Source organism: Cupriavidus sp. 05N40, assembly GCF_056397305.1.
This window is the reverse complement of record NZ_JBFTND010000077.1, coordinates 19,739-39,970: the sequence shown is the minus strand read 5'-3', so window position 1 is coordinate 39,970 and position 20,232 is coordinate 19,739. Positions and strand designations below refer to the sequence as shown.

Annotated in this window: 18 protein-coding genes; 17 read left to right on the top strand and 1 reads right to left on the bottom strand. The window is 68.2% G+C overall.

The features are described from left to right. The first annotated feature begins 181 nt into the window (after window positions 1–181). From AC1DO7_RS18910 to AC1DO7_RS18830, 17 genes are all read left to right on the top strand, one after another. Entirely contained in the window at window positions 182–952 is a 771-nt protein-coding gene (locus AC1DO7_RS18910; protein WP_477116441.1) for a FadR/GntR family transcriptional regulator, read from the top strand. After that, window positions 952–1,995 (top strand): L-idonate 5-dehydrogenase, encoded by a 1,044-nt coding sequence (locus tag AC1DO7_RS18905; RefSeq protein ID WP_441612217.1) that lies wholly within the window; start codon window positions 952–954, stop codon window positions 1,993–1,995. The genes AC1DO7_RS18910 and AC1DO7_RS18905 overlap by 1 nt, the downstream gene beginning before the upstream one ends. An 89-nt stretch (window positions 1,996–2,084) precedes the next feature. Continuing rightward, on the top strand, window positions 2,085–3,086 hold the full coding sequence (locus AC1DO7_RS18900; protein ID WP_441612218.1) for a sialic acid TRAP transporter substrate-binding protein SiaP: 1,002 nt from the start codon (window positions 2,085–2,087) through the stop codon (window positions 3,084–3,086). A 211-nt stretch (window positions 3,087–3,297) separates the two neighbouring features. After that, window positions 3,298–3,921, top strand: a complete 624-nt coding sequence (locus tag AC1DO7_RS18895; protein WP_441612220.1) for a TRAP transporter small permease — start codon at window positions 3,298–3,300, stop codon at window positions 3,919–3,921. Between the two features lie 16 nt (window positions 3,922–3,937). Then, window positions 3,938–5,341, top strand: coding sequence for a TRAP transporter large permease (locus AC1DO7_RS18890; RefSeq protein ID WP_441612221.1), 1,404 nt, complete (start codon window positions 3,938–3,940; stop codon window positions 5,339–5,341). Continuing rightward, the gene (locus tag AC1DO7_RS18885) at window positions 5,338–6,447 is read left to right on the top strand and encodes a mandelate racemase/muconate lactonizing enzyme family protein (RefSeq protein ID WP_441612222.1); all 1,110 of its coding nucleotides are present in this window, start codon (window positions 5,338–5,340) and stop codon (window positions 6,445–6,447) included. The genes AC1DO7_RS18890 and AC1DO7_RS18885 overlap by 4 nt, the downstream gene beginning before the upstream one ends. A 46-nt stretch (window positions 6,448–6,493) precedes the next feature. Beyond that, window positions 6,494–7,249, top strand: coding sequence for an SDR family oxidoreductase (locus tag AC1DO7_RS18880; RefSeq protein ID WP_477116440.1), 756 nt, complete (start codon window positions 6,494–6,496; stop codon window positions 7,247–7,249). A gap of 12 nt (window positions 7,250–7,261) precedes the next feature. Next, complete coding sequence (locus AC1DO7_RS18875) at window positions 7,262–8,821, top strand: UxaA family hydrolase (protein WP_441612224.1); 1,560 nt, start codon at window positions 7,262–7,264, stop codon at window positions 8,819–8,821. Window positions 8,822–8,880: 59 nt separating this feature from the next. After that, window positions 8,881–9,972 carry a D-galactonate dehydratase family protein gene (locus tag AC1DO7_RS18870; protein ID WP_477116439.1) on the top strand — a complete coding sequence of 364 codons (1,092 nt, stop codon included), beginning with the start codon at window positions 8,881–8,883 and terminating at the stop codon, window positions 9,970–9,972. 17 nt (window positions 9,973–9,989) lie between these two features. Next, a complete protein-coding gene (locus AC1DO7_RS18865; RefSeq protein WP_441612226.1) occupies window positions 9,990–11,546 on the top strand; it encodes a mannitol dehydrogenase family protein in 1,557 nt (518 codons plus the stop codon). Window positions 11,547–11,804: 258 nt separating this feature from the next. Beyond that, on the top strand, window positions 11,805–12,308 hold the full coding sequence (locus AC1DO7_RS18860; RefSeq protein WP_477116438.1) for a hypothetical protein: 504 nt from the start codon (window positions 11,805–11,807) through the stop codon (window positions 12,306–12,308). Window positions 12,309–12,652: 344 nt separating this feature from the next. Continuing rightward, complete coding sequence (locus AC1DO7_RS18855; protein WP_441612228.1) at window positions 12,653–13,849, top strand: c-type cytochrome; 1,197 nt, start codon at window positions 12,653–12,655, stop codon at window positions 13,847–13,849. A gap of 17 nt (window positions 13,850–13,866) precedes the next feature. Next, window positions 13,867–15,621: a cytochrome c oxidase subunit I gene (gene ctaD, locus AC1DO7_RS18850; protein WP_477116437.1), complete on the top strand. Its 1,755-nt coding sequence runs from the start codon at window positions 13,867–13,869 to the stop codon at window positions 15,619–15,621. Further along, window positions 15,618–16,265 (top strand): cytochrome c oxidase subunit 3 family protein, encoded by a 648-nt coding sequence (locus AC1DO7_RS18845; protein ID WP_441612230.1) that lies wholly within the window; start codon window positions 15,618–15,620, stop codon window positions 16,263–16,265. Before ctaD ends, AC1DO7_RS18845 begins: the two co-directional genes overlap by 4 nt. A 33-nt stretch (window positions 16,266–16,298) precedes the next feature. Then, the gene (locus AC1DO7_RS18840) at window positions 16,299–17,006 is read left to right on the top strand and encodes a heme-copper oxidase subunit III family protein (RefSeq protein ID WP_441612231.1); all 708 of its coding nucleotides are present in this window, start codon (window positions 16,299–16,301) and stop codon (window positions 17,004–17,006) included. A gap of 8 nt (window positions 17,007–17,014) precedes the next feature. Continuing rightward, window positions 17,015–17,374 carry a cytochrome C oxidase subunit IV family protein gene (locus AC1DO7_RS18835; protein ID WP_441612232.1) on the top strand — a complete coding sequence of 120 codons (360 nt, stop codon included), beginning with the start codon at window positions 17,015–17,017 and terminating at the stop codon, window positions 17,372–17,374. Window positions 17,375–17,435: 61 nt separating this feature from the next. Next, complete coding sequence (locus AC1DO7_RS18830) at window positions 17,436–18,689, top strand: DUF2252 family protein (RefSeq protein WP_441612233.1); 1,254 nt, start codon at window positions 17,436–17,438, stop codon at window positions 18,687–18,689. A 46-nt stretch (window positions 18,690–18,735) separates the two neighbouring features. Here AC1DO7_RS18830 and AC1DO7_RS18825 read toward each other — a convergent pair whose 3' ends face one another. Further along, on the bottom strand, window positions 18,736–20,163 hold the full coding sequence (locus AC1DO7_RS18825; protein ID WP_477116436.1) for an NAD-dependent succinate-semialdehyde dehydrogenase: 1,428 nt from the start codon (window positions 20,161–20,163) through the stop codon (window positions 18,736–18,738). Window positions 20,164–20,232: the final 69 nt, after the last annotated feature.

Genomic DNA, 20,232 nt, shown 5'->3' with positions numbered 1-20,232 from the left:
TCATTGTGCGCTCCGCAATTCTTCCTTTTCGCGCCGCAGAAGGGCGCCAGGGCAATGGAAGGCGCGGCCTTGCTGCGCTGCCTCATAACTTGTCCTTGTCGTCCGCGTAAAAAACACCTAAAAATTGGTCAGGCCACTTTACCTTCAGGCCTGAACGGATTCCCGGGAGTTGCGCGCCGACATGCCCCTGCAGCAGATCGAACCCCGCCGCCTGTACCGCCAGATCGCCGACCAGCTGCGCCGGCTGATCGAGAACGGCGAATTCCCGGTCGGCTCGCGCCTGCCGCCCGAGCGTGACCTTGCCGCCCAGCTCGGCGTGTCGCGCCCGTCGGTGCGCGAAGCGCTGATCGCGCTCGAGGTGGAGGGGCTGGTCGAAGTGCGCATGGGCTCGGGTATCTATGCCTGCCCACCCGAGCGCGCGCGCGCCGCCAGCGTGGTGGCCGAGCCGCCGCTGGACGTGATCCGCGCGCGCCAGACCATCGAGGGCGAGATGGCGGCCAACGCCGCGCGCCACGCCACGCCGGCGCTGCTGGCCGCGCTCGAAGAGGCCATCGCCATCATGGAAGACGAAGCCGGCAGCGGACACATCCCGGCCAAGGGTGACCGCCTGTTCCACCTGCGCATCGCCGAAGTCTCCGGCAATGCCGTGCTGCAGCGCATGGTGGCCGAGCTGTTCGACGAGCGCCATAACCCGCTCTTCGCCCGCTTCGGCAGTCATTTCGAGAACGAAGCGAGCTGGCGCGCGGCCATCGCCGAACACCGCGCGGTGGTTGCCGCGATCGCCGCGRCATCGCCCGACGCCGCGCGCGACGCCATGTGCGAGCACCTCGAAGCCTCGCACGGGCGCTTCTATGCGGCATGGCCCGGCGCCGCGCCCGTCGCCGGCGATGCCGCGCCGGCGCCCTCCCCCAATTCGCGGCGCAAGCCGCGCAAGCCTGCCAAGGAGTCGTGATGTCGCTGGTCTGCCATATCCACGGAAGCGAAGACCTGCGCTTCTCCCATGTCGATCCCGCCGCCCCCGGCCCACACGAAGTGGAAGTGCGCCTTGGCGCAGCCGGCATCTGTGGCTCCGACCTGCACTACTATTTCCACGGCAAGGTCGGGGCCTTCGTGATCCGCGAGCCGCTGACGCCGGGCCATGAGGCCGCCGGCACCGTCGCCCGCGTCGGCAGCGCCGTCACGCGCGTGGCGCCCGGCGACAAGGTGGCGATCAATCCCTCGCACGCCTGCGGCCAGTGCGACTACTGCCGCCTCGGGAGCGACAACCTCTGCCGCGGCATGCGCTTTCTCGGCAGCGCCAGCGTCTACCCGCACGTGCAGGGCATGTTCCGCGAGCACTTCCTGATGCACGAGCGGCAACTCACGCCGGTGGATGCCGATATCTCGCTGGGCGAACTGGCCTTCGCCGAACCGCTCTCCGTCGCGCTGCACGGTGTCAACCGTGCCGGCGAACTGCTCGGCAAGACCGTGCTCGTGACCGGCGGCGGCACCATCGGCAGCCTGGTGGTGATGGCCGCGCGCCTGGCCGGCGCGGCGCGCATCATCGCCTGCGATATCGCCGACCGCCCGCTCGAGGTGGCGCGCAGCGTGGGCGCGGACGAGGGCATCCGCACCGACCAGGCCGACCCGCAAGCGCTGCGCGAACTCGCCGACGTCTGCCTCGAAGCCGCCGGCAGCGCCGCCGCGCTAGGCACCTGCCTCGCCGCCGCGCGGCGCGGCGCGCGCATCGTGCAGATCGGCACCCTGAGCGCCGAGGGCCTGCACTTTCCCGCCAACGACATCATGGCGCGCGAGCTGGACTATGTCGGCGCGTTCCGCTTCGGGCGCGAGTTCGACTGGGCGGTGCGCTATCTCACGCAGCGCCGGGTCGACGTGCGGCCGCTGCTGTCGGCGCAGCTGCCGCTGGCGCAGGCCGTCGAAGCATTCAGGCTGGCCGCCGACAAGACCCGCAGCACCAAGGTGCAACTCACCACCGCATCGATGCAGCAAACCTGAGCAGACCCGAGCAGACCTGAGCAGACCCGAGTGCCGCAGCGCATCCGCAAGAGAGCGCGCGGCCATACCCAACGAAAAGGAGACCGAGCATGAAGCCATTTTCCCTGCGCCTGCCTTCCACCCTGCTGCCCGCGGCCATGCTGCTGGCGGCCTGCGCGGCCACGCTCGCATGCGGCAGCGCGCTGGCCCAGACCAAGCTCAAGTGGGCGCACGTCTATGAAACCTCCGAGCCCTTCCACAAGTGGTCGGTGTGGGCCGCCGAGGAAATCAGGAAACGCAGCAACGGCCGGTACCAGATCGATGTCTTCCCCGCCTCGCAGCTCGGCAAGGAGAACGACATCAACCAGGGCCTGGCGATGGGCACGGTGGACATCATCATCTCGGGCTCCAGCTTCGCCGCCAAGTCGTTCCCGCGCATCGGCGTGACCTACTACCCCTACACCTTCCGCGACGCCAGCCACCTGCTGGCCTATACCAGGAGCGACATCTACAAGGAACTCACGCGCGGCTACGAGGAGAAGTCCGGTAACCATATCGTCGCCACCACCTACTACGGCACGCGCGAGTCCACCTCCAACAAGCCCTTCTCGCACTGCACCGAGATGAAGGGCCTGAAGATGCGCGTGCCCGATGTGCCGGCCTACCTGGCCATGCCGCGCGCGTGCGGCGTCAATACCTCGCCGATCGCCTTCGCCGAGGTCTACCTTGCCCTGCAGAACGGCACGGTCGAGGCGCAGGAGAACCCGCTCACCACGATCGAAGCGAAGAAGTTCTACGAGGTACAGAAGTACATCGTGATGACGGGCCACATCGTGGACCACCTCAACACCGTGATCTCCGGCGGCCTGTGGAAGAAGCTCCCCGAGGCCGACCGCAAGATGTTCACCGACGTCGCGCAGGAAGCCGCCACGCGCGCCACCGCCGACGTGGTCGCGCGCGAGAAGGAGCTGGTGTCGGTGTTCAAGCAGAAGGGCCTGAGCGTGACGGAGATCAGCGTGCCGGAGTACCGCGAGGCGGTGCTCAAGAACGTGAGCTTCGAATCGCAGGGCTATCGCAAGGCCGACTGGGAAAAGATCCAGGCGGTGCATTGAGGCTGGCATGCGCCGGAGCGCCGCGGCAAGGAACGCGGCGGGAAACGCGGCAGGAAACGCGGAAGAGGGCGCCCGGGCTGCCGCGTGTCGTCGCCCCTCTCCCGCACAGTGGGAGCGGGGCGACGACACATCGCCCGCGAGTCATCCGGGCAGAAGTCGATTGATCGCACACCAGACGCAGGCCAGCACCAATCATTCGCGGAGCACACCGATGGAAATGCAATCCAGGATCACGGCCGATGCGCCGGCGCAGCCCGCGCCGCCGGACGGCACGCCGCACATGGCTTCGGTCGAGGAGCTTGTGCACAGCTTCGAGGAGGCCGACGGGCAGCCGGTGGACCTGAGCGGCTACGCCGCCGAGGACTGGTTCACGCTCGGCCTGTTCTGGCTGATGACGGTCCTGGTCTTCCTGCAGTTCTTCACGCGCTACGTGATGAACGATTCGCTGGCCTGGACCGAAGAACTGGCCACCTACTGCCTGATCGGCGTGGTATTCGCCGGCGCCGCGATGTGCGTGCGCAAGAGCCGGCATATCCAGGTGGACCTGCTGTACCGCTACCTGCCGCAGCGCCTGGCGCGCGTGCTGTCGACCCTGGTCGATCTCGTGCGCACCGCTTTTCTCGCCTACGCCGGCTGGCTGGTCTGGCGCTACATCCTGGTGGTGGGCGACGAGCCGATGACCACCATCGAGTGGAGCAAGAGCTGGGTCTATTACCTCGTCCTGGCCGGCTTCATGCTGATGTTCCTGCGCTCCTGCCAGGTGTGCTGGCAGAACTGGACGCAGGGCTATTCCATCCTGGAGCGCCCCGAGGCGTTCGAGACCATCGACGACTAACCGGGAGCGCGCCTCCATGTGGATCCTGATAGTTTCCTTCCTGCTGCTGATGCTGCTGGGCCTGCCGGTCGCGATCTCGATGGCGGTGGCGTCGCTGCTCTACATCTGGGCTTCCGGCACCGCGCCGGACGTCATACTGGCGCAGCGCATGATCGCCGGCGTGGAGAGCTTCCCGCTGCTGGCCGTACCCTTCTTCATCCTGGCCGGCAACCTGATGAACGTGGCCGGCATCACCGGGCGCATCTACAACTTCGCCGTGGCGCTGGTGGGGTGGATGCGCGGCGGCCTGGGCCATGTCAACATCATCGGTTCGGTGATCTTCTCCGGCATGTCGGGCACCGCCATCGCCGATGCGGCCGGCCTCGGCACCATCGAGATCAAGGCCATGAAGGACCACGGCTACGAGACCGAGTTCGCGGTCGGCGTGACGGCCGCGTCGGCCACGCTCGGGCCCATCATCCCGCCGTCGCTGCCGTTCGTGATCTACGGCATGATGGCCAATGTCTCGATCGGCTCGCTGTTCCTGGCCGGCATCGTGCCCGGGCTGGTGCTGACGCTGTTCATGATGGGCACGGTGGCTTGGTTCGCCCACCGCCGCGGCTGGGGCAGCGACACGCCGTTCTCGTGGAAGCTGCTGGCCAATGCCAGCATCGAAGTGGCGGTGGTGCTGGCGTTCCCGCTGGCGATCTGGCTGATGACGCGCTTCGGCGTCTCCACCAACGTGGCGGCGATGAGCGCGCTGGTTGTGCTGCTGGCGCTCGACTGGTACTTCGATTTCTCCGCCGTGATGGCGCTGATGGCGCCGGTGATCCTGATCGGCGGCATGACGCTGGGCTGGTTCACGCCGACCGAGGCCGCGGTGGCGGCGGTGATCTGGGCGCTCTTCCTCGGGCTCGTGCGCTACCGTTCCATGACGCTGCGCTCGCTCGCCAAGGCCACGCTCGATACCATCGAGACCACCGCCTCGGTGCTGTTCATCGTCACCGCGGCGTCGATCTTCGCCTGGCTGCTGACGACCAGCCAGGCGGCGCAGATGCTGACCGACGCCATCCTCGGCTTCACCCACAACAAATGGGTGTTCCTGCTGCTCGCCAACGTGCTGATCCTGCTGGTGGGCTGCTTTATCGACACCACCGCCGCCATCACCATCCTGGTGCCGATCCTGCTGCCCATCGTGCTCAAGCTCGGCATCGACCCGATCCACTTCGGGCTGGTGATGACGCTCAACCTGATGATCGGCCTGCTGCACCCGCCGCTGGGCATGGTGCTGTTCGTGCTCGCGCGCGTGGCCAAGCTCTCGGTGGAGCGCACCACGGTGGCCATCCTGCCGTGGCTGGTGCCACTGTTCCTGACGCTGATCGCCATCACCTACGTGCCTGAGATCACCCTGTGGCTGCCCAACCTGGTGGGCAGCAAATGAGCGCCGCCACGATCGTCCAGGTAGAGCTGCTGCAGGTGGACCTGCCGCCGCGCGTGCCGCGCTCCGACGCCATCCAGTCCTTCGTCACGCAGGAAACGCCGATGGTGCGCATCCGCTGCGACGACGGCTCCGAAGGCACCGGCTACGCCTACACCATCGGCACCGGCGGCTCGTCGGTCATGGCGCTGCTGCGCGATCACCTGGCGCCGCGCCTGATCGGCCGCGATCCCGCCCATATCGAGGCGATCTGGCGCGATCTCCTGTTCGCCACCCACGCGACCTCGGTGGGCGCCATCACCAGCCTGGCGCTGGCGGCCATCGACACCGCGCTGTGGGACTGGCGCTGCCGCCGCGATGCGCAGCCGCTCTGGCTCGCCGCCGGGGGCGCGCAGCAGCGCGTGCCGGTCTACACCACCGAAGGCGGCTGGCTGCACCTTGACGCCGGCACGCTGGTCAGCGAAGCCGTGGCCGCCCGCGAGGCGGGCTTTCGCGGTGCCAAGCTGAAGGTAGGCCACGCGCGCGCCAGCGACGACGTGGCGCGGCTGGCCGCCGTGCGCGAAGCGGTGGGCGACAGCTTCGAGCTGATGGTGGATGCCAACCAGTGCTTCACCGCGGCGGAAGCCATCCGGCGCGCGCCGCATTTCGAGGCCATCGGCATCGCCTGGTTCGAGGAGCCGCTGCCGGCCGAGGATGTCGGCGGCCATGCGCGCCTGGCCGCCGCCACCACGGTGCCGGTGGCGGTGGGAGAGTCGCTGTACTCGCCCGGCCAGTTTGCCGAGTACGTCCGCCAGGGCGCCTGCGGCATCGTGCAGGCCGATGTGGCGCGCATCGGCGGCATCACGCCGTGGCTCAAGGTGGCGCACCTGGCCGAAGCCCACAACATGGCGATCTGCCCGCATTTCCTCATGGAGCTGCACGTGTCGCTGTGCGCCGCGGTGCCGAACGCGGCCTGGGTGGAGTACATCCCGCAACTGGACGACATCGCCGCCAGCCGCGTGCGCATCGAAGCGGGCCATGCCATGGCGCCAGACACGCCGGGGCTGGGCATCGAGTGGGACTGGGGCGAGATCGCGCGCCGCACGGTGGCGCGGGCGCTGGTTTCCTGATTGTCTTTGCCGGCCGCCGGCCGGAAACCTGGATGGAGAACGACAGATGAGCCAACGACTCGCGGGCAAGCTTGCCCTGGTGACTGCAGCGGGGCAGGGCATCGGCCGCGCCACCGCCGAAGCCTTCCTGCGCGAAGGCGCGCGCGTGATTGCCGCTGACATCGACGAGGCCGCGGTCGAAGCCTTGTCGGTGCTGCCGGGATGCACCGCGCTGCGACTGGACGTGACCGACGCCGCTGCCGTGCGGGCCGTGGCCAGCCAGGCCGGCGCGCTCGACATCCTGTTCAACGGCGCGGGCTTCGTGCACCACGGCACCATCCTCGAGTGCGACGAGGCCGCCTTCGATTTCTCGGTGAACCTGAACGTGCGCGCCATGTACAGCATGATGCGCGCCTTCCTGCCGGCCATGGTGGCGCGGCGGCACGGCTCCATCATCAACATGGCGTCGGTGGCCGGCAGCATCAAGGGCGCGCCCAGCCGCTTTGTCTACGGCGCCACCAAGGCGGCGGTGATCGGCATGACCAAGGCGGTGGCGGCGGACTACGTCGGGCACGGCATCCGCTGCAACGCGATCTGCCCCGGCACCGTGGAATCGCCCTCGCTGCGCCAGCGCATCGCGGACCAGGCCGCCGCCGGCGGCAAGAGCCTGGCCGAGGTGGAAGCCGCCTTCGTGGCGCGCCAGCCAATGGGGCGCATCGGCAGCGCGGCCGAGATCGCCGCGCTGGCGGTGTACCTCGGCTCGGACGAGTCCGCCTTCACCACCGGCAYGGCGCAGGTGATCGATGGCGGCTGGTCGAACTGAGACGGGGCCCACATGCCTTCTGCAAGCCAATCCAGTCTTCCCGCCGCACCCACGGTCATCCGCATCCATCCCGCCGACGATATCGTGATCGCCTGCCGGCAGCTGGTGCCCGGCACCGTCATCGCCTCCGAAGGCGTGACCGTGGCGGCGCTGGTGCCGCCCGGCCACAAGCTTGCCGTGCGCGCCATCGGCACCGGCGAGCCGGTGCGCCGCTATAACCAGATCATCGGCTTTGCGCGCCAGCCCATCGCGCCGGGGCAGCATGTGCATACTCACAACCTGGCGATGGGCGAGTTCGCGCGTGATCATGCCGCGGGCGCCGACGCGCATGCGACCGCCTACGTCGACACGCCGGCCAGTTTCGACGGCATCGTGCGCGCCGATGGCAGCGTGGCCACGCGCAACTACATCGGCATCCTGACCTCGGTGAACTGCTCGGCCACGGTAGCGCGCGCGATTGCCGATCATTTCCGCCGCGACATCCGTCCCGGGGCGCTGGCGCCGTTTCCCAACGTAGACGGCGTGGTGGCGCTGACACATGGCGCAGGATGCGCCACGGACAGCGAGGGCGAGAACCTGCGCGTGCTGCGCCGCACGCTGGCAGGCTATGCGCGCCATCCCAACTTCGCCGCGGTGCTGGTGGTGGGGCTGGGCTGCGAGACCAACCAGATCGACGGCCTGCTGGCCGAAGAAAGCCTGGCCGGCGCCGGCGCGCGCCTGCATGCCTTCAATATCCAGGACAGCGGCGGCACCGTCGGCGCGGTGGCGCGCGGCGTGTCCATCGTGCAGGAGCTGCTCGCGGATGTCGACCGCGTGCACAGGCAAGCCGTCTGCGCCAGCCACCTCACCGTGGGCCTGCAATGCGGAGGCTCGGACGGCTACTCCGGCCTGACCGCCAACCCCGCGCTGGGCGCGGCGGTGGACCTGCTGGTGCGCCACGGCGGCGCGGCGATCCTGTCGGAGACGCCCGAGATCTATGGCGCCGAGCACCTGCTGACGCGCCGCGCCGTGTCGCCGGCGGTGGCCGGGCGCCTGCTCGCGCGCATCCGCTGGTGGGAGGACTACTGCGCGCGCAACCAGGGCAGCATGGACAACAACCCGTCGGCCGGCAACAAGGCCGGCGGGCTCACCACCATCCTGGAAAAGTCGCTCGGCGCGGTGGCCAAGAGCGGTACCACCAACCTGGTGGAGGTCTACGAGTTCGCGCAGGCGGTCACGGCGCGGGGCCTGGTGTTCATGGATACGCCGGGCTACGACCCGGTCTCGGCCACCGGGCAGGTGGCCGGTGGCGCCAACCTGATCTGCTTCACCACCGGGCGCGGCTCGGCGTACGGCTGCGCGCCGTCGCCTTCGCTCAAGCTGGCCACCAACAGCGCACTGTGGCAGCGGCAGGCCGCCGATATCGATATCAACTGCGGCGATATCGTCGACGGCGGCGCCACCATCGCCGGCAAGGGCGAGGAGATCTTCCGGCTGATGCTGGCCACGGCGTCGGGGCGCAAGACCAAGAGCGAGCTGCACGGCTACGGGCAGAACGAGTTCGTGCCATGGTCGCTCGGCGCGGTCATGTAGGGCAGCAAGCCCAGGGCAGGGACGAAACGAGGAAGGCAGCACCGACACCAGGAGACAGCATGAAGATCACCGCCGCGCGCGTCATCGTATGCAGCCCGGGACGCAATTTCGTGACGCTGAAGATCGAGACCGACGACGGCCTCACCGGCATCGGCGATGCCACGCTCAACGGCCGGGAACTGGCCGTGGCGAGCTATCTGGAAGAACACGTCATCCCGTGCCTGATCGGGCGCGACCCGCATCAGGTGGAAGACATCTGGCAGTACCTGTATCGCGGTGCGTACTGGCGGCGCGGGCCGGTCACCATGAGCGCGATCGCGGCGGTGGACACCGCGCTGTGGGACATCAAGGCCAAGGCCGCGGGCCTGCCGCTGTACCAGTTGCTGGGCGGCAAGAGCCGCACCGGCGTGATGGTGTACGGCCACGCCAACGGCAGCGATATCGAAGCGACCGTGGACGAGGTGCTGCGCTACAAGGAAATGGGCTACCGCGCGGTGCGCGCGCAATCCGGCGTGCCGGGGCTGAACAAGGTGTACGGCGTATCGGGCGACCGCCTGTTCTACGAGCCGGCCGATGGCTCGCTGCCGTCCGAACACGACTGGAGCACCGAGCGCTACCTGGACCACACCCCGCGCCTGTTCGAGAAGGTGCGCGACGCGGTGGGCTGGGACCTGCACCTGCTGCACGACGTGCACCACCCCACCACGCCRCTGGCSGTGGGCGAGGTWTTCAAYWCSATCTGGGACTGCAAGMMGCTGATCSAGGARCAGCTGATCGACTACATCCGCGCCACCGTGGTCCATGCGGGCGGCATCACGCACCTGCGCCGCATCGCTGACTTCGCGGCCCTGCATCAGGTGCGTACCGGCTCGCACGGCGCCACCGACTTGTCGCCGGTGTGCATGGGCGCCGCGCTGCATTTCGACCTGTGGGTGCCCAACTTCGGCATCCAGGAATACATGCGCCACAGCGAGGAGACCGACGCCGTGTTTCCCCACGCGTACACCTTCGCCAAGGGCATGCTCTATCCCGGCGACGTGCCGGGCCACGGCGTGGAGATCGACGAGGCGCTCGCCGCGAAGTATCCGTACCAGCGCGCCTACCTGCCGGTCAACCGGCTTGCCCATGACGGCACGCTATGGCACTGGTAGACAGGAGCAGGCCGATCATGAGCACGCCGCGGCTTCATCCCGCCACGCTCGCGCAATTGCCGCCGGAGGTGGTGCGCCCGGGCTATCCTCGCGAGCGCCTGCGCGGCGGCATCGTCCATCTCGGCATCGGCGCGTTTCATCGCGCCCACCAGGCGGTGGTGAACGAGGCCGCGCTGCAGGCCGGCACGGCGGACCCGGACCCGGACCCGGACCCGGACGCGCTCGCCTGGGGCATCGTCGGCGTATCGCTGCGCCAGCCAGATACGCATGACGCGCTCGCGCCGCAGCAGGGCCTGTACACGCTGGCCTTGCGCGGCGTCGACGAACGCGGCGATGCCTTCGAGCGGCTGCAGGTCATCGGCGGCGTGATCGCGGTGCTGGTGGCCCCGGCCGATCCCGGCGCGGTGCTGGAGCGCATTGCCCATCCCGATGCGCGCATCGTCACGCTGACGGTGACGGAAAAAGGCTACTGCCACGCGCCCGCCAGCGGCATGCTGAACTTCGACGACCCCGGCATCACGCACGATCTGCAGCACGCGGACGCGCCGGTCACCGCCATCGGCTATCTCGCGCGCGGCCTGCAGCGGCGCATGGCGCGCGGGTTGCCGCCGCTGACGCTGCTCTCGTGCGACAACATTGCCGCCAACGGTGACACGCTGCGCAGCTTGTTGCTGGCCTTCTGCGCACGCGTGGACGGCGCGCTGCACGACTGGGTGGCGCGGCGCTGCGGGTTCCCCAATGCGATGGTCGACCGCATCGTGCCGCGGACCACGCCGCGCGACGCCGCGCGCATCAGCGCGGCGCTCGGCGTGGCGGATGCATGGCCGGTGGTGGGCGAGCCGTTCCTGCAATGGGTGATGGAAGACCGCTTCGTGGCGGGCCGGCCGCGCTGGGAAGCCGGCGGCGCTCAGTTCGTCGAGCGTGCCCGGCCGTTCGAGACGCTCAAGCACCGGCTCGTCAACGGCAGCCATTCCACCATGGCTTATCTCGGCATGGTGGCGGGGTGGCCGACCATCGACCGTGTCGTCGCCGAGCCTGCCATGCGGGCGCTGGTGCGCGAGACGATGGCGCAGGAGATGCTGCCGACCCTGCCGCCGCTGCCCGGGCTCGATACCGCCGCTTACCGGCGCGAATTGCTGGTCCGCTTCGCCAATCCCGCGTTGCAGCACAGGACTGGCCAGATCGCCATGGACGGCTCGCAGAAGATCCCGCAGCGCCTGCTCGCGCCGATCCGCGACCGCTTGCTGGCCGGCGCGCCGTTCGCGCGGCTGGCGCTCGGCGTGGCGGCCTGGCTGCATTTCCTCGACGGCCGCGACGAGCACGGCGCGACCTACGCGATCGACGATCCGCTGGCGCCCGCGCTGCGCGCGCTGCTGGCGGGGGCGCACGCGCGGGCCGCGCAGGTCGACGGCGCCGCGGCGCGCGAACGCGCCCGTATCGAGGCCATCACGGCGTTCGCCCCGGTCTTCGGCGAGCTTGCCGGCTCGGAAGTCTTCGTCGAGGCACTTGCACGGCATACGCGCAGTCTGCGCGAACTTGGCGTGCTCGCCACCGTCGAGGCGATCAACGGCTGAACGCCCCCGCCAAGTATCTGCCTTGCCACATGCGTACGGGGCCGCTCACATCGCCACACCCGTGCGCGTTGCGCGTAGTCCACCACACGCACATTTTTGCGCGCTTGCAGTCTAACTAACAGGCCCGCGTATCCTATGCTGAGCAAATATGCAGGCCAGGCCGGCAAGCGGGCCGCGGCACTGGCGGCAGCGCTACTGAGGCGCAACTGCAGCGCAAACTGCAGCGCAAATGCAGCAAACCAGTATCCGGAGGTGGCTATGGAACTTCACATGCAATCGCACCACTACGTGCGCCGTTTGCCTGACTGGATGGCGGCGGCGGTGTCCGGGCTGGCGGCCGGGGCGCTGCTGATGGTCGTCGAGCTGTTCTGGTCCACCATGGTGGCCGGCGTCAACCCGTGGGGCACCACGCGCATGATCGCTGCCATCGTCATGGGTCCGGAAGTGCTGCAGACCTCGCTGTTCAGCGTAAGCACGGTGACGGCGGCACTGGTGATCCACTTCGTGCTGGGCGCGGTGCTCGGCATGATCCTGGCGGCCATCATCGCGCCGTTCCACCTGGACTCCAGCATCGGCATGGTGCTGCTGACCGGGGCGGCCTTCGGGCTGGTGGTCTACCTGCTGAACTTCTACGGCATGACGCGCTTCTTCGCCTGGTTTGCCGATGCGCGCGGCTGGCACACGCTGGTGGGCCACATGATCTTCRGGATGACCGCGGCCATCGCCTACTGGAAGCTCGAAAACAAGGATGTATCGCACTAGACACGCATTCGACAACAGCACCTGGCGCGCGATGTAGCGCGCCCACCATCACGCCCTGCGCTGCAGCAAACGCTGCGTGGCTCGCGGGGTACGCTTTGGGGTTGCGCATTGCTACTACACGGGCGGCGCGCGCCAACGGCGGCGAAGGCAGGCCCTGGCTCTCCTTCGCCGCTTTTTGTTTGCGCTTGTGGCGCACGGCGCGCAGCACGTCGGTGTGGTGGCGCACCCAAAGCGCTTTGCACGACGCCTTGCCGGTGACGGACCACATGCACTAGGCTTATCTCAGCCTTGCGCTGAGTTCGTCCTTTAGCCGTTGGCCGTGCGCAAAGGGGGGGAGGGTCGGTATGGCGCTTGCCATTGCACTCGTCGTCATCGTCGTCGCTTCGGTGCTCTTCCATTTCATGAGCCCGTGGTGGGCGACCCCGCTTGCTTCGAACTGGAAGCAGATGGACGACACGCTGACCATCACCCTGGTCATTACCGGCCTCTTCTTCGTCGTCATCAATCTCTTCGTCGGCTACATCATCTGGCGCTTCCGCCATCGCGCCGGCTCCCGCGCTGCCTACCAGCCGGAGAACCGCAAGCTCGAACTGTGGCTCACCGCGGGGACCACGCTCGGCGTGATCGCGTTGCTGGCGCCCGGGCTGTTCGTCTATGCCGAGTACGTGCGCCCGCCCGCCGACGCCATGGTGCTGGAGGTGGTGGGGCAGCAATGGCAATGGGGCTTCCGCTTCCCGGGGCAGGGCGGCCAGCTCGGTACTTCCGATGCGCGCTTCGTCTCCGGCGCCAATCCGCTGGGCGTGAACCCGGACGATCCGCGCGGGCAGGACGACATCATCGTCGCCGGCCCCGAGGTGCATCTGCCGCTGAACCGCCCGGTCAAGGTGCTGCTGCGCTCGAAGGATGTGCTGCACGACTTCTATGTGCCGCCGTTCCGCGCCCGCATGAACATGGTGCCCGGCATGGTGACGTCGTTCTGGTTTACGCCCACCAAGGTCGGTACGTTCGAGATCCTGTGCGCGCAGTTGTGCGGCGTGGGCCACTACAACATGCGCGGCAAGGTGGTGGTGGAGGAAGATGCCGCGTTCCAGGCCTGGCTGGCGCGCCAGCCCACCTTTGCCCTGACCATGCTGAAGACACCCGCGCCGGCCGCCACGGCGGGCGCGGCGGGCGTGGCCGGCGCACCTGCCGACACGCTTGCGGAGCAGGGCCGCGCGCTGGCGCAGAGCAAGGGCTGCATCGGCTGCCACAGCGTGGACGGCACCAATGGCGTGGGCCCGAGCTGGAAGGGCCTGTACGGGCGCACGGAAACGTTCGCCGACGGCAGCAGCGCCAAGGTGGACGACGGCTATCTCAAGACCGAGATCACCGAGCCGCAGGCGCGCCTCGTCAAGGGCTTCGGGCCGGTGATGCCGAAGATGCCCCTGAGCGAAGAGGAACTGAACGCGCTGATTGCCTACATCCGCGCCAATGGCGCGCAGGCCGGCGCAACGCAGGCGGGCGCTCCTTCGGGCGCCGCATCGGGCGCGGCCGCCAAGTAGCCGCGAGGAGAAACGCAATGGCATACGCCGACCACGACACCCACGGCCCCAGCAGCTTCTTCACGCGCTATATCTGGAGCCARGACCACAAGGTGATCGCGGTGCAGTACACGCTGGTCGCCATCTTTGTCGGCCTGATCGGCGTGTTGCTGTCCAACCTGATGCGGCTGCAGCTGGGTTTCCCGGGACGTTTCAGCTTCATCGAYGCCAACCGCTACTATCAGTTCGTCACCATGCACGGCATGATCATGGTGATCTACCTGCTTACGGCGCTGTTCCTCGGCGGATTCGGCAACTACCTGATCCCGCTCATGGTCGGCGCGCGCGACATGGTGTTCCCTTTCCTCAACATGCTGAGCTTCTGGGTCTACCTGGTTTCCGTGCTGGTGCTGCTGGCGAGCTTCTTCGTGCCGGGCGGGCCCACCGGGGCGGGCTGGACGCTCTATCCGCCGCAGGCCATCCTGCCGGGCACGCCGGGCTATGAGTGGGGCATCATCCTGATGCTGGTGTCGCTGCTGATCTTTATCGTGGCGGCCACCATGGGCGGCCTCAACTWCGTCACCACCGTGCTGCAGGCGCGTACCGAGGGCATGACGCTGATGCGCATGCCGCTGTCGGTGTGGGGCATCTTCATGGCTACCATCCTCGCGCTGCTGGCCTTCCCGGCGCTGTTCGTGTCCGGCGTGATGATGCTGCTCGACCGCACGCTCGGCACCAGTTTCTTCATGCCGGCCATGGTGTCGATGGGCCAGCAGCTCAACTACAAGGGCGGCAGCCCGCTGCTGTTCCAGCACCTGTTCTGGTTCTTCGGCCATCCCGAGGTGTACATCGTGGCGCTGCCGGCGTTCGGCATCGTCTCCGACCTGGTCAGCGTCCATTCGCGCAAGAGCATCTTCGGCTACCGCACCATGGTCTGGGCCATCCTGGCCATCGGCGTGCTGTCGGTGGTGGTGTGGGCGCACCATATGTTCGTCAGCGGCATGAACCCGTATTTCGGTTTCTTCTTCGCCACCACCACGCTGATCATCGCCATTCCCACCGCCATCAAGGTCTATAACTGGGTGCTCACGCTGTGGCGCGCCGACATCCATTTCACGGTGCCGATGCTGTTCGCCATCGCCTTCATCAGCACCTTCGTCATTGGCGGGCTGACCGGCCTGTTCCTGGGCAATGTCAGCGTGGACATACCGCTGTCCAATACCTATTTCGTGGTCGCGCATTTCCACATGGTGATGGGCGTGTCGCCCATCCTGGTGGTGTTCGGCGGCCTCTACCACTGGTATCCCAAGGTGACCGGCCGCATGCTCAACGACACGCTGGGCCGGCTGCATTTCTGGGTGACCTTCGTCGGCACCTACGCCATCTTCTTCCCCATGCACTATCTCGGCATCCTCGGCATGCCGCGGCGCTACTACGCCTACGACAATTACGCTTTCATTCCCGAGTCGGCGCACATCATGAACGCCTATATCTCGGTCGCGGCCTTTGTCGTGGCCGCGGCGCAGCTGGTGTTCGTCTTCAACCTGGCATGGAGCGTGCGGCACGGCAGGTCGGCGGGCGCTAATCCGTGGCGCGCCGCCTCGCTCGAATGGCAGACGCCGCAGACGCCGCCCGTGCACGGCAACTGGGGGCCTGAGCTTCCGGTGGTGCATCGCTGGGCCTACGCCTACAGCGTGCCCGGCGCGAGCGAGGATTTCATCGCGCAGAACGCGCCGCCCGAGGCGGGCGGCAACGAACCCGAGCCGCATCCGAGTCACGGAGCCGTGGCATGAACGCGAACCTGATTTTCCGCAGCGATGGCGGCGGCGAGCGCGGCGGCGGCCCCGGCCCCGGCGATGTGGGCCGGCAGCGCACCGGCCCGGCTCCGGCCAGTATCGGCCTGTGGCTGTTCATGGGGGTGGTGACTTCGCTGTTCGCGCTGTTCATCACCGCATACGCCATGCGCATGGATTCACCGGACTGGCACCCGGTTGCGCTGCCCTGGCAGGTGTGGATGTCCACCGCGCTGCTGGCGGCGGGCAGCGCGGCCATGCTGGTGGCGGCGCGTGCCGCGCGCGCGGGGCGCTTCTCGCTGGCGCATCGCGCGCTGCGCTGGGGCGGCCTAGCGGCGGCCGCCTTTGTCTGCTCGCAGCTATGGGCGTGGCAGGCCTTGCTCGCCATCCACGTGATGCCGGCCAACAATCCGGCCGGCAGCTTCTTCTACCTGCTCACCGCGATGCACGGGCTGCATGTGCTGGGCGGGCTGGCCGGGTGGGCCCTGGCGATGCACGCGGCGCCGGGCGGGGCGCGCATGACGCTGCGCATCTCGCTGTGCGCGCGCTACTGGCATTTCCTGCTGGCGGTGTGGCTGGTGCTGCTGGCCGCGCTYGGCTGGCTCACGCCGGAGCTCGTGCGCTTCATCTGCGGCCGCGGCTGAGTGGTCATGGCCAACACCGAAGGAGGTGAGCCGATGTCATCGCAACCCGTTTCCTCCGCACCCGCGCAGGCGGCCATGGCTGCCCCCGCGGCGGCCGGCTTGCGCGGGCTGGTGGCAGACTGGTCGTCGGACCAGCAGGCCTTCAAGGTGTCGTGGGGCAAGGCCATGATGTGGATTTTCCTGCTGTCCGACACCTTTATCTTCAGTTGCTTCCTGACCGGCTACATGACGGTGCGGATCGCCAACACGGCGCCGTGGCCGAACCCGAGCGAGGTCTTTGGCCTGAGCATCGGCGGCACCGAAGTGCCGTTGCTGCTGATTGCSATCATGACGTTCGTGCTCATCAGCAGCAGCGGCACCATGGCGATGGCGGTGAACTTCGCCTACCGGCGCGACCGCGTCAGATGCGCGACGCTGATGTTCCTCACCGCGCTGTTCGGCGTGGCCTTCGTCTCCATGCAGGCCTTCGAATGGACCAAGCTGATCGTGCAGGAAGGCGTGCGTCCCTGGGGCAATCCGATGGGCGCGGCGCARTTCGGCTCGACCTTCTTCATGATCACCGGCTTCCACGGCCTGCACGTGAGCTGTGGCGTGATCTACCTGCTGGTGGTGGCCACCAAGGTCCTGCGTGGGCGCTACGAGGCCAGCGGCAACTACCAGATCGTGGAGATCGCCGGGCTCTACTGGCACTTCGTGGACCTGGTGTGGGTGTTCATCTTCGCGCTGTTCTATCTCTGGTAAGGCATGTCATGGCTACGTCGACGCCGTCTTCCGCCAATCCCGCGCCCGCGGGCCATGGCGCCCAGCATGGGCAGCAGCATCCCATCGGCCTGTACCTGAAGATCTGGGGCTTGCTGTTCGTGCTGTCCACGCTGTCCTACCTGGTGGACTATTTCCATTTCGAGGGCTACCTGCGCTGGACCCTCATCCTGCTGTTCATGGCGATGAAGGCGGGCCTGATCGTGGCGGTCTTCATGCATATGGCGTGGGAGCGCATGGCGCTGATCTGCGCCATTCTGGTGCCACCGCTGTGCCTGCTGGTGCTGGTCGGCCTGATGGCCACCGAGGCGGACTACACCTTCCTGCTACGGGGCATGTTCTTCCGCTAGGGGGCCCGGCGCGGCGCGCCGGCGGTACACTTGGCGGGTTGCCGGTCACCAAGAGGACGTCATGCACCCAGCCACGGAAGCCATCCTGATCTACAACCACGGCCGCGATCCCGAGCGGCTCACGCGCAAGCTGGCCGCCATTGCCGCCGATCCCTTCGCCTTCCTGCGCGGCACCAACCATCTGTATGCCGCCGCCGTGGGCGGCGAGGCCGCCTTGATCGAAGCGCCTGTCACCTACGTCTGCGGTGACCTCCACCTGGAAAACCTCGGCAGCTTCAAGGGCGATAACGGCCTGGTCTACTTCGATCTCAACGACTTCGACGATGCGCTGGTGGCGCCGCTCACGGTGGACCTGGTGCGCCTGCTTTCCAGCCTGATGATCGCTGCGCCCCAGCTTGGCCTGTCGGACGCCGACGCGCGCGCCGGCGCTGAAGGCATGCTCGACGCCTACGCCGGCGTACTGGCCGCCGGCAAGCCGCGCTGGGTCGAGCGCGCCACCGCCACCGGCATGGTCGCCACGCTGCTGCGCCGGGTCCGGCGCCGGCGCCGCGGCGAACTGCTGGCCGAGCGCACCGTGCGCAGCGGCGGCAAGCGCCGCCTGCTGGTCGACGGCAGGCGCGCCCTGGCGCCGCTCAAAGGCGAGCGCAAGCGCGCGGCCGCCATCCTTGGCGAATTCGACCGGCAATCCGTGCATGGGCGGCTGGTTGCCGACGACACCGCGCGCCGTATCGCGGGCGTGGGCAGCCTCGGCCTGGAGCGCTACGTGGTGCTTGCCCATGCGGACGGCAACCTCGGTGCCCAGCGCCTGGTCGATATCAAGCGGGCCGCCCCCAGCGCGTGGAAGAGCATGCCGCTGCGGGCACAGCCGGGCTGGCACAGCGAAGCCGCGCGCGTGGTGCAGATCCAGCATGCCATGCAGGCGGCGTCGCCGGCGTTGCTGTCGGCCGTGGCCATGGAGTCCGCCTCCTACATCGTCAAGGGCCTCCAGCCCACCGCGGACCGCGTCAACATCGGGCCGCGCACCGCACGCGCCGATCTGCGCGAGGTGTTGCTGACGATGGCGCGCGTTGCCGCCTGGGCGCACCTGCGCGGCTGCGGGCACGAGGCCGCGGACCGCATCGAGCAGCTGCAGGAATTCGCCGCGGCCGCGCGCTGGCGGGCGCCGGTGCTGCGCCTGGCACGGCATGGGTGCGAGGTGGCGCAGGCGCAATGGAAGGCGTTTGCGCAGGACTACCGGCAAGCGCGGGGCGCCAGCGAGACGAGGGGGGCGAAGGGGACGAAGGGGGCGGGGAAGAAGGACAGCCCGGCGCGCTGACGGCGCCGGGCGGGGGAGGCGCCCGCGTGGCCGYGGGCCGCCTGGCTCAGATCTGCGTGATGAACTTGGTCACGAGATAGCCATCGAAGGTTTCCTGGCCGCCTTCGCTGCCGATGCCGGAATCCTTGATGCCGCCGAACGGCGTTTCGGCCAGGGCCATGCCGAAATGGTTGATGTTGACCATGCCGGCTTCCAGGCCGTTGGACACCAGCGTGGCGGTCTTCAGCGAGTTGGTGAACACATACGAGGCCAGGCCGAACGGCAGGCTGTTGGCGCGGCGCAGCACTTCCTCGGCGTCCTTGAAGCGGGTGACCGGCGCGACCGGGCCGAACGGCTCGTCCACCATCAGCTTGGCGTCGTCGGGCAGGTCGGTGACCACGGTGGGGGCAAAGAAGAAGCCCTTGTCGCCGATGCGCGAGCCGCCGGCGACGACCTTGCCGCCGCGCTGGCTGGCGTCGTCCAGGAACTGCTCCATCGAGGCAATGCGGCGCTCATGTGCGAGTGGGCCCATCTGGGTGCCRTCGTCSAGGCCGTYGCCGACCTTGATCGARCCGATSACTTCGGTGAAGCGCGCCAGGAACTTGTCATAGGCCTTTTCCTGTACGTAGAAGCGCGTGGGCGATACGCACACCTGGCCGGCATTGCGCAGCTTGAAGCGGGCCAGCATCTCGGCCGCCGGCTCGATGTCGGCGTCGTCGAACACCAGCACCGGCGAGTGGCCGCCCAGCTCCATCGTCACGCGCTTCATGTGCGCGCCAGCCAGCGCGGCCAGCTGCTTGCCCACCGGCACCGAGCCGGTGAAGGAAATCTTGCGCACGATCGGCGATTCGATCAGGTAGGTGGAAATCTCGCCCGGCACGCCCCACACGATGTTCAGCACGCCCGGGGGCAGGCCTGCGTCGTGGAACAGCTGAGCCAGCGCGACCACCGCGCTGGGCGAGTCTTCCGGACCCTTGAGGATCAGCGTGCAGCCGGCGCCGACGGCCGAGACGATCTTGCGGATGGCCTGGTTGAAGGGGAAGTTCCACGGCGTGAAGGCGGCGCACACGCCGATCGGCTCGCGCACCACGATCTGGCGCACGTTGGGCTGGCGCGGGGGGATCACGCGGCCGTAGATGCGGCGGCATTCCTCGGCGTGCCATTCGGCATGCTCGGCACAGATCATGACCTCGCCCACCGCCTCGGCCAGCGGCTTGCCCTGGTCCAGCGTGATATTGCGGCCGATGTCCTTGGCGCGCTCGCGGGTCAGCTCGGCCACGCGGCGCAGTATCTTCGAGCGCTCCAGCGGCGAGGTCTTCTTCCAGCTTTCGAAGGCACGCTGCGCGGCGGCCAGCGCGCGGTCCAGGTCGGCACGGCTGGCGTGCGGCAGCTTGCCCAGCAGTTCCTGGGTGGCCGGGTTGATGACGTCCTGCTCGCGCCGGTCCCCTCCCTTGACGAATTCTCCATCGATATAGAGGGCGAGATCCTGGTACATGCCTTTCTCCTGATTGTTGTGAGCGCGGCACTTCGGGGCTGCCTGTGCCGCAGATAGGCCAGGGCGATT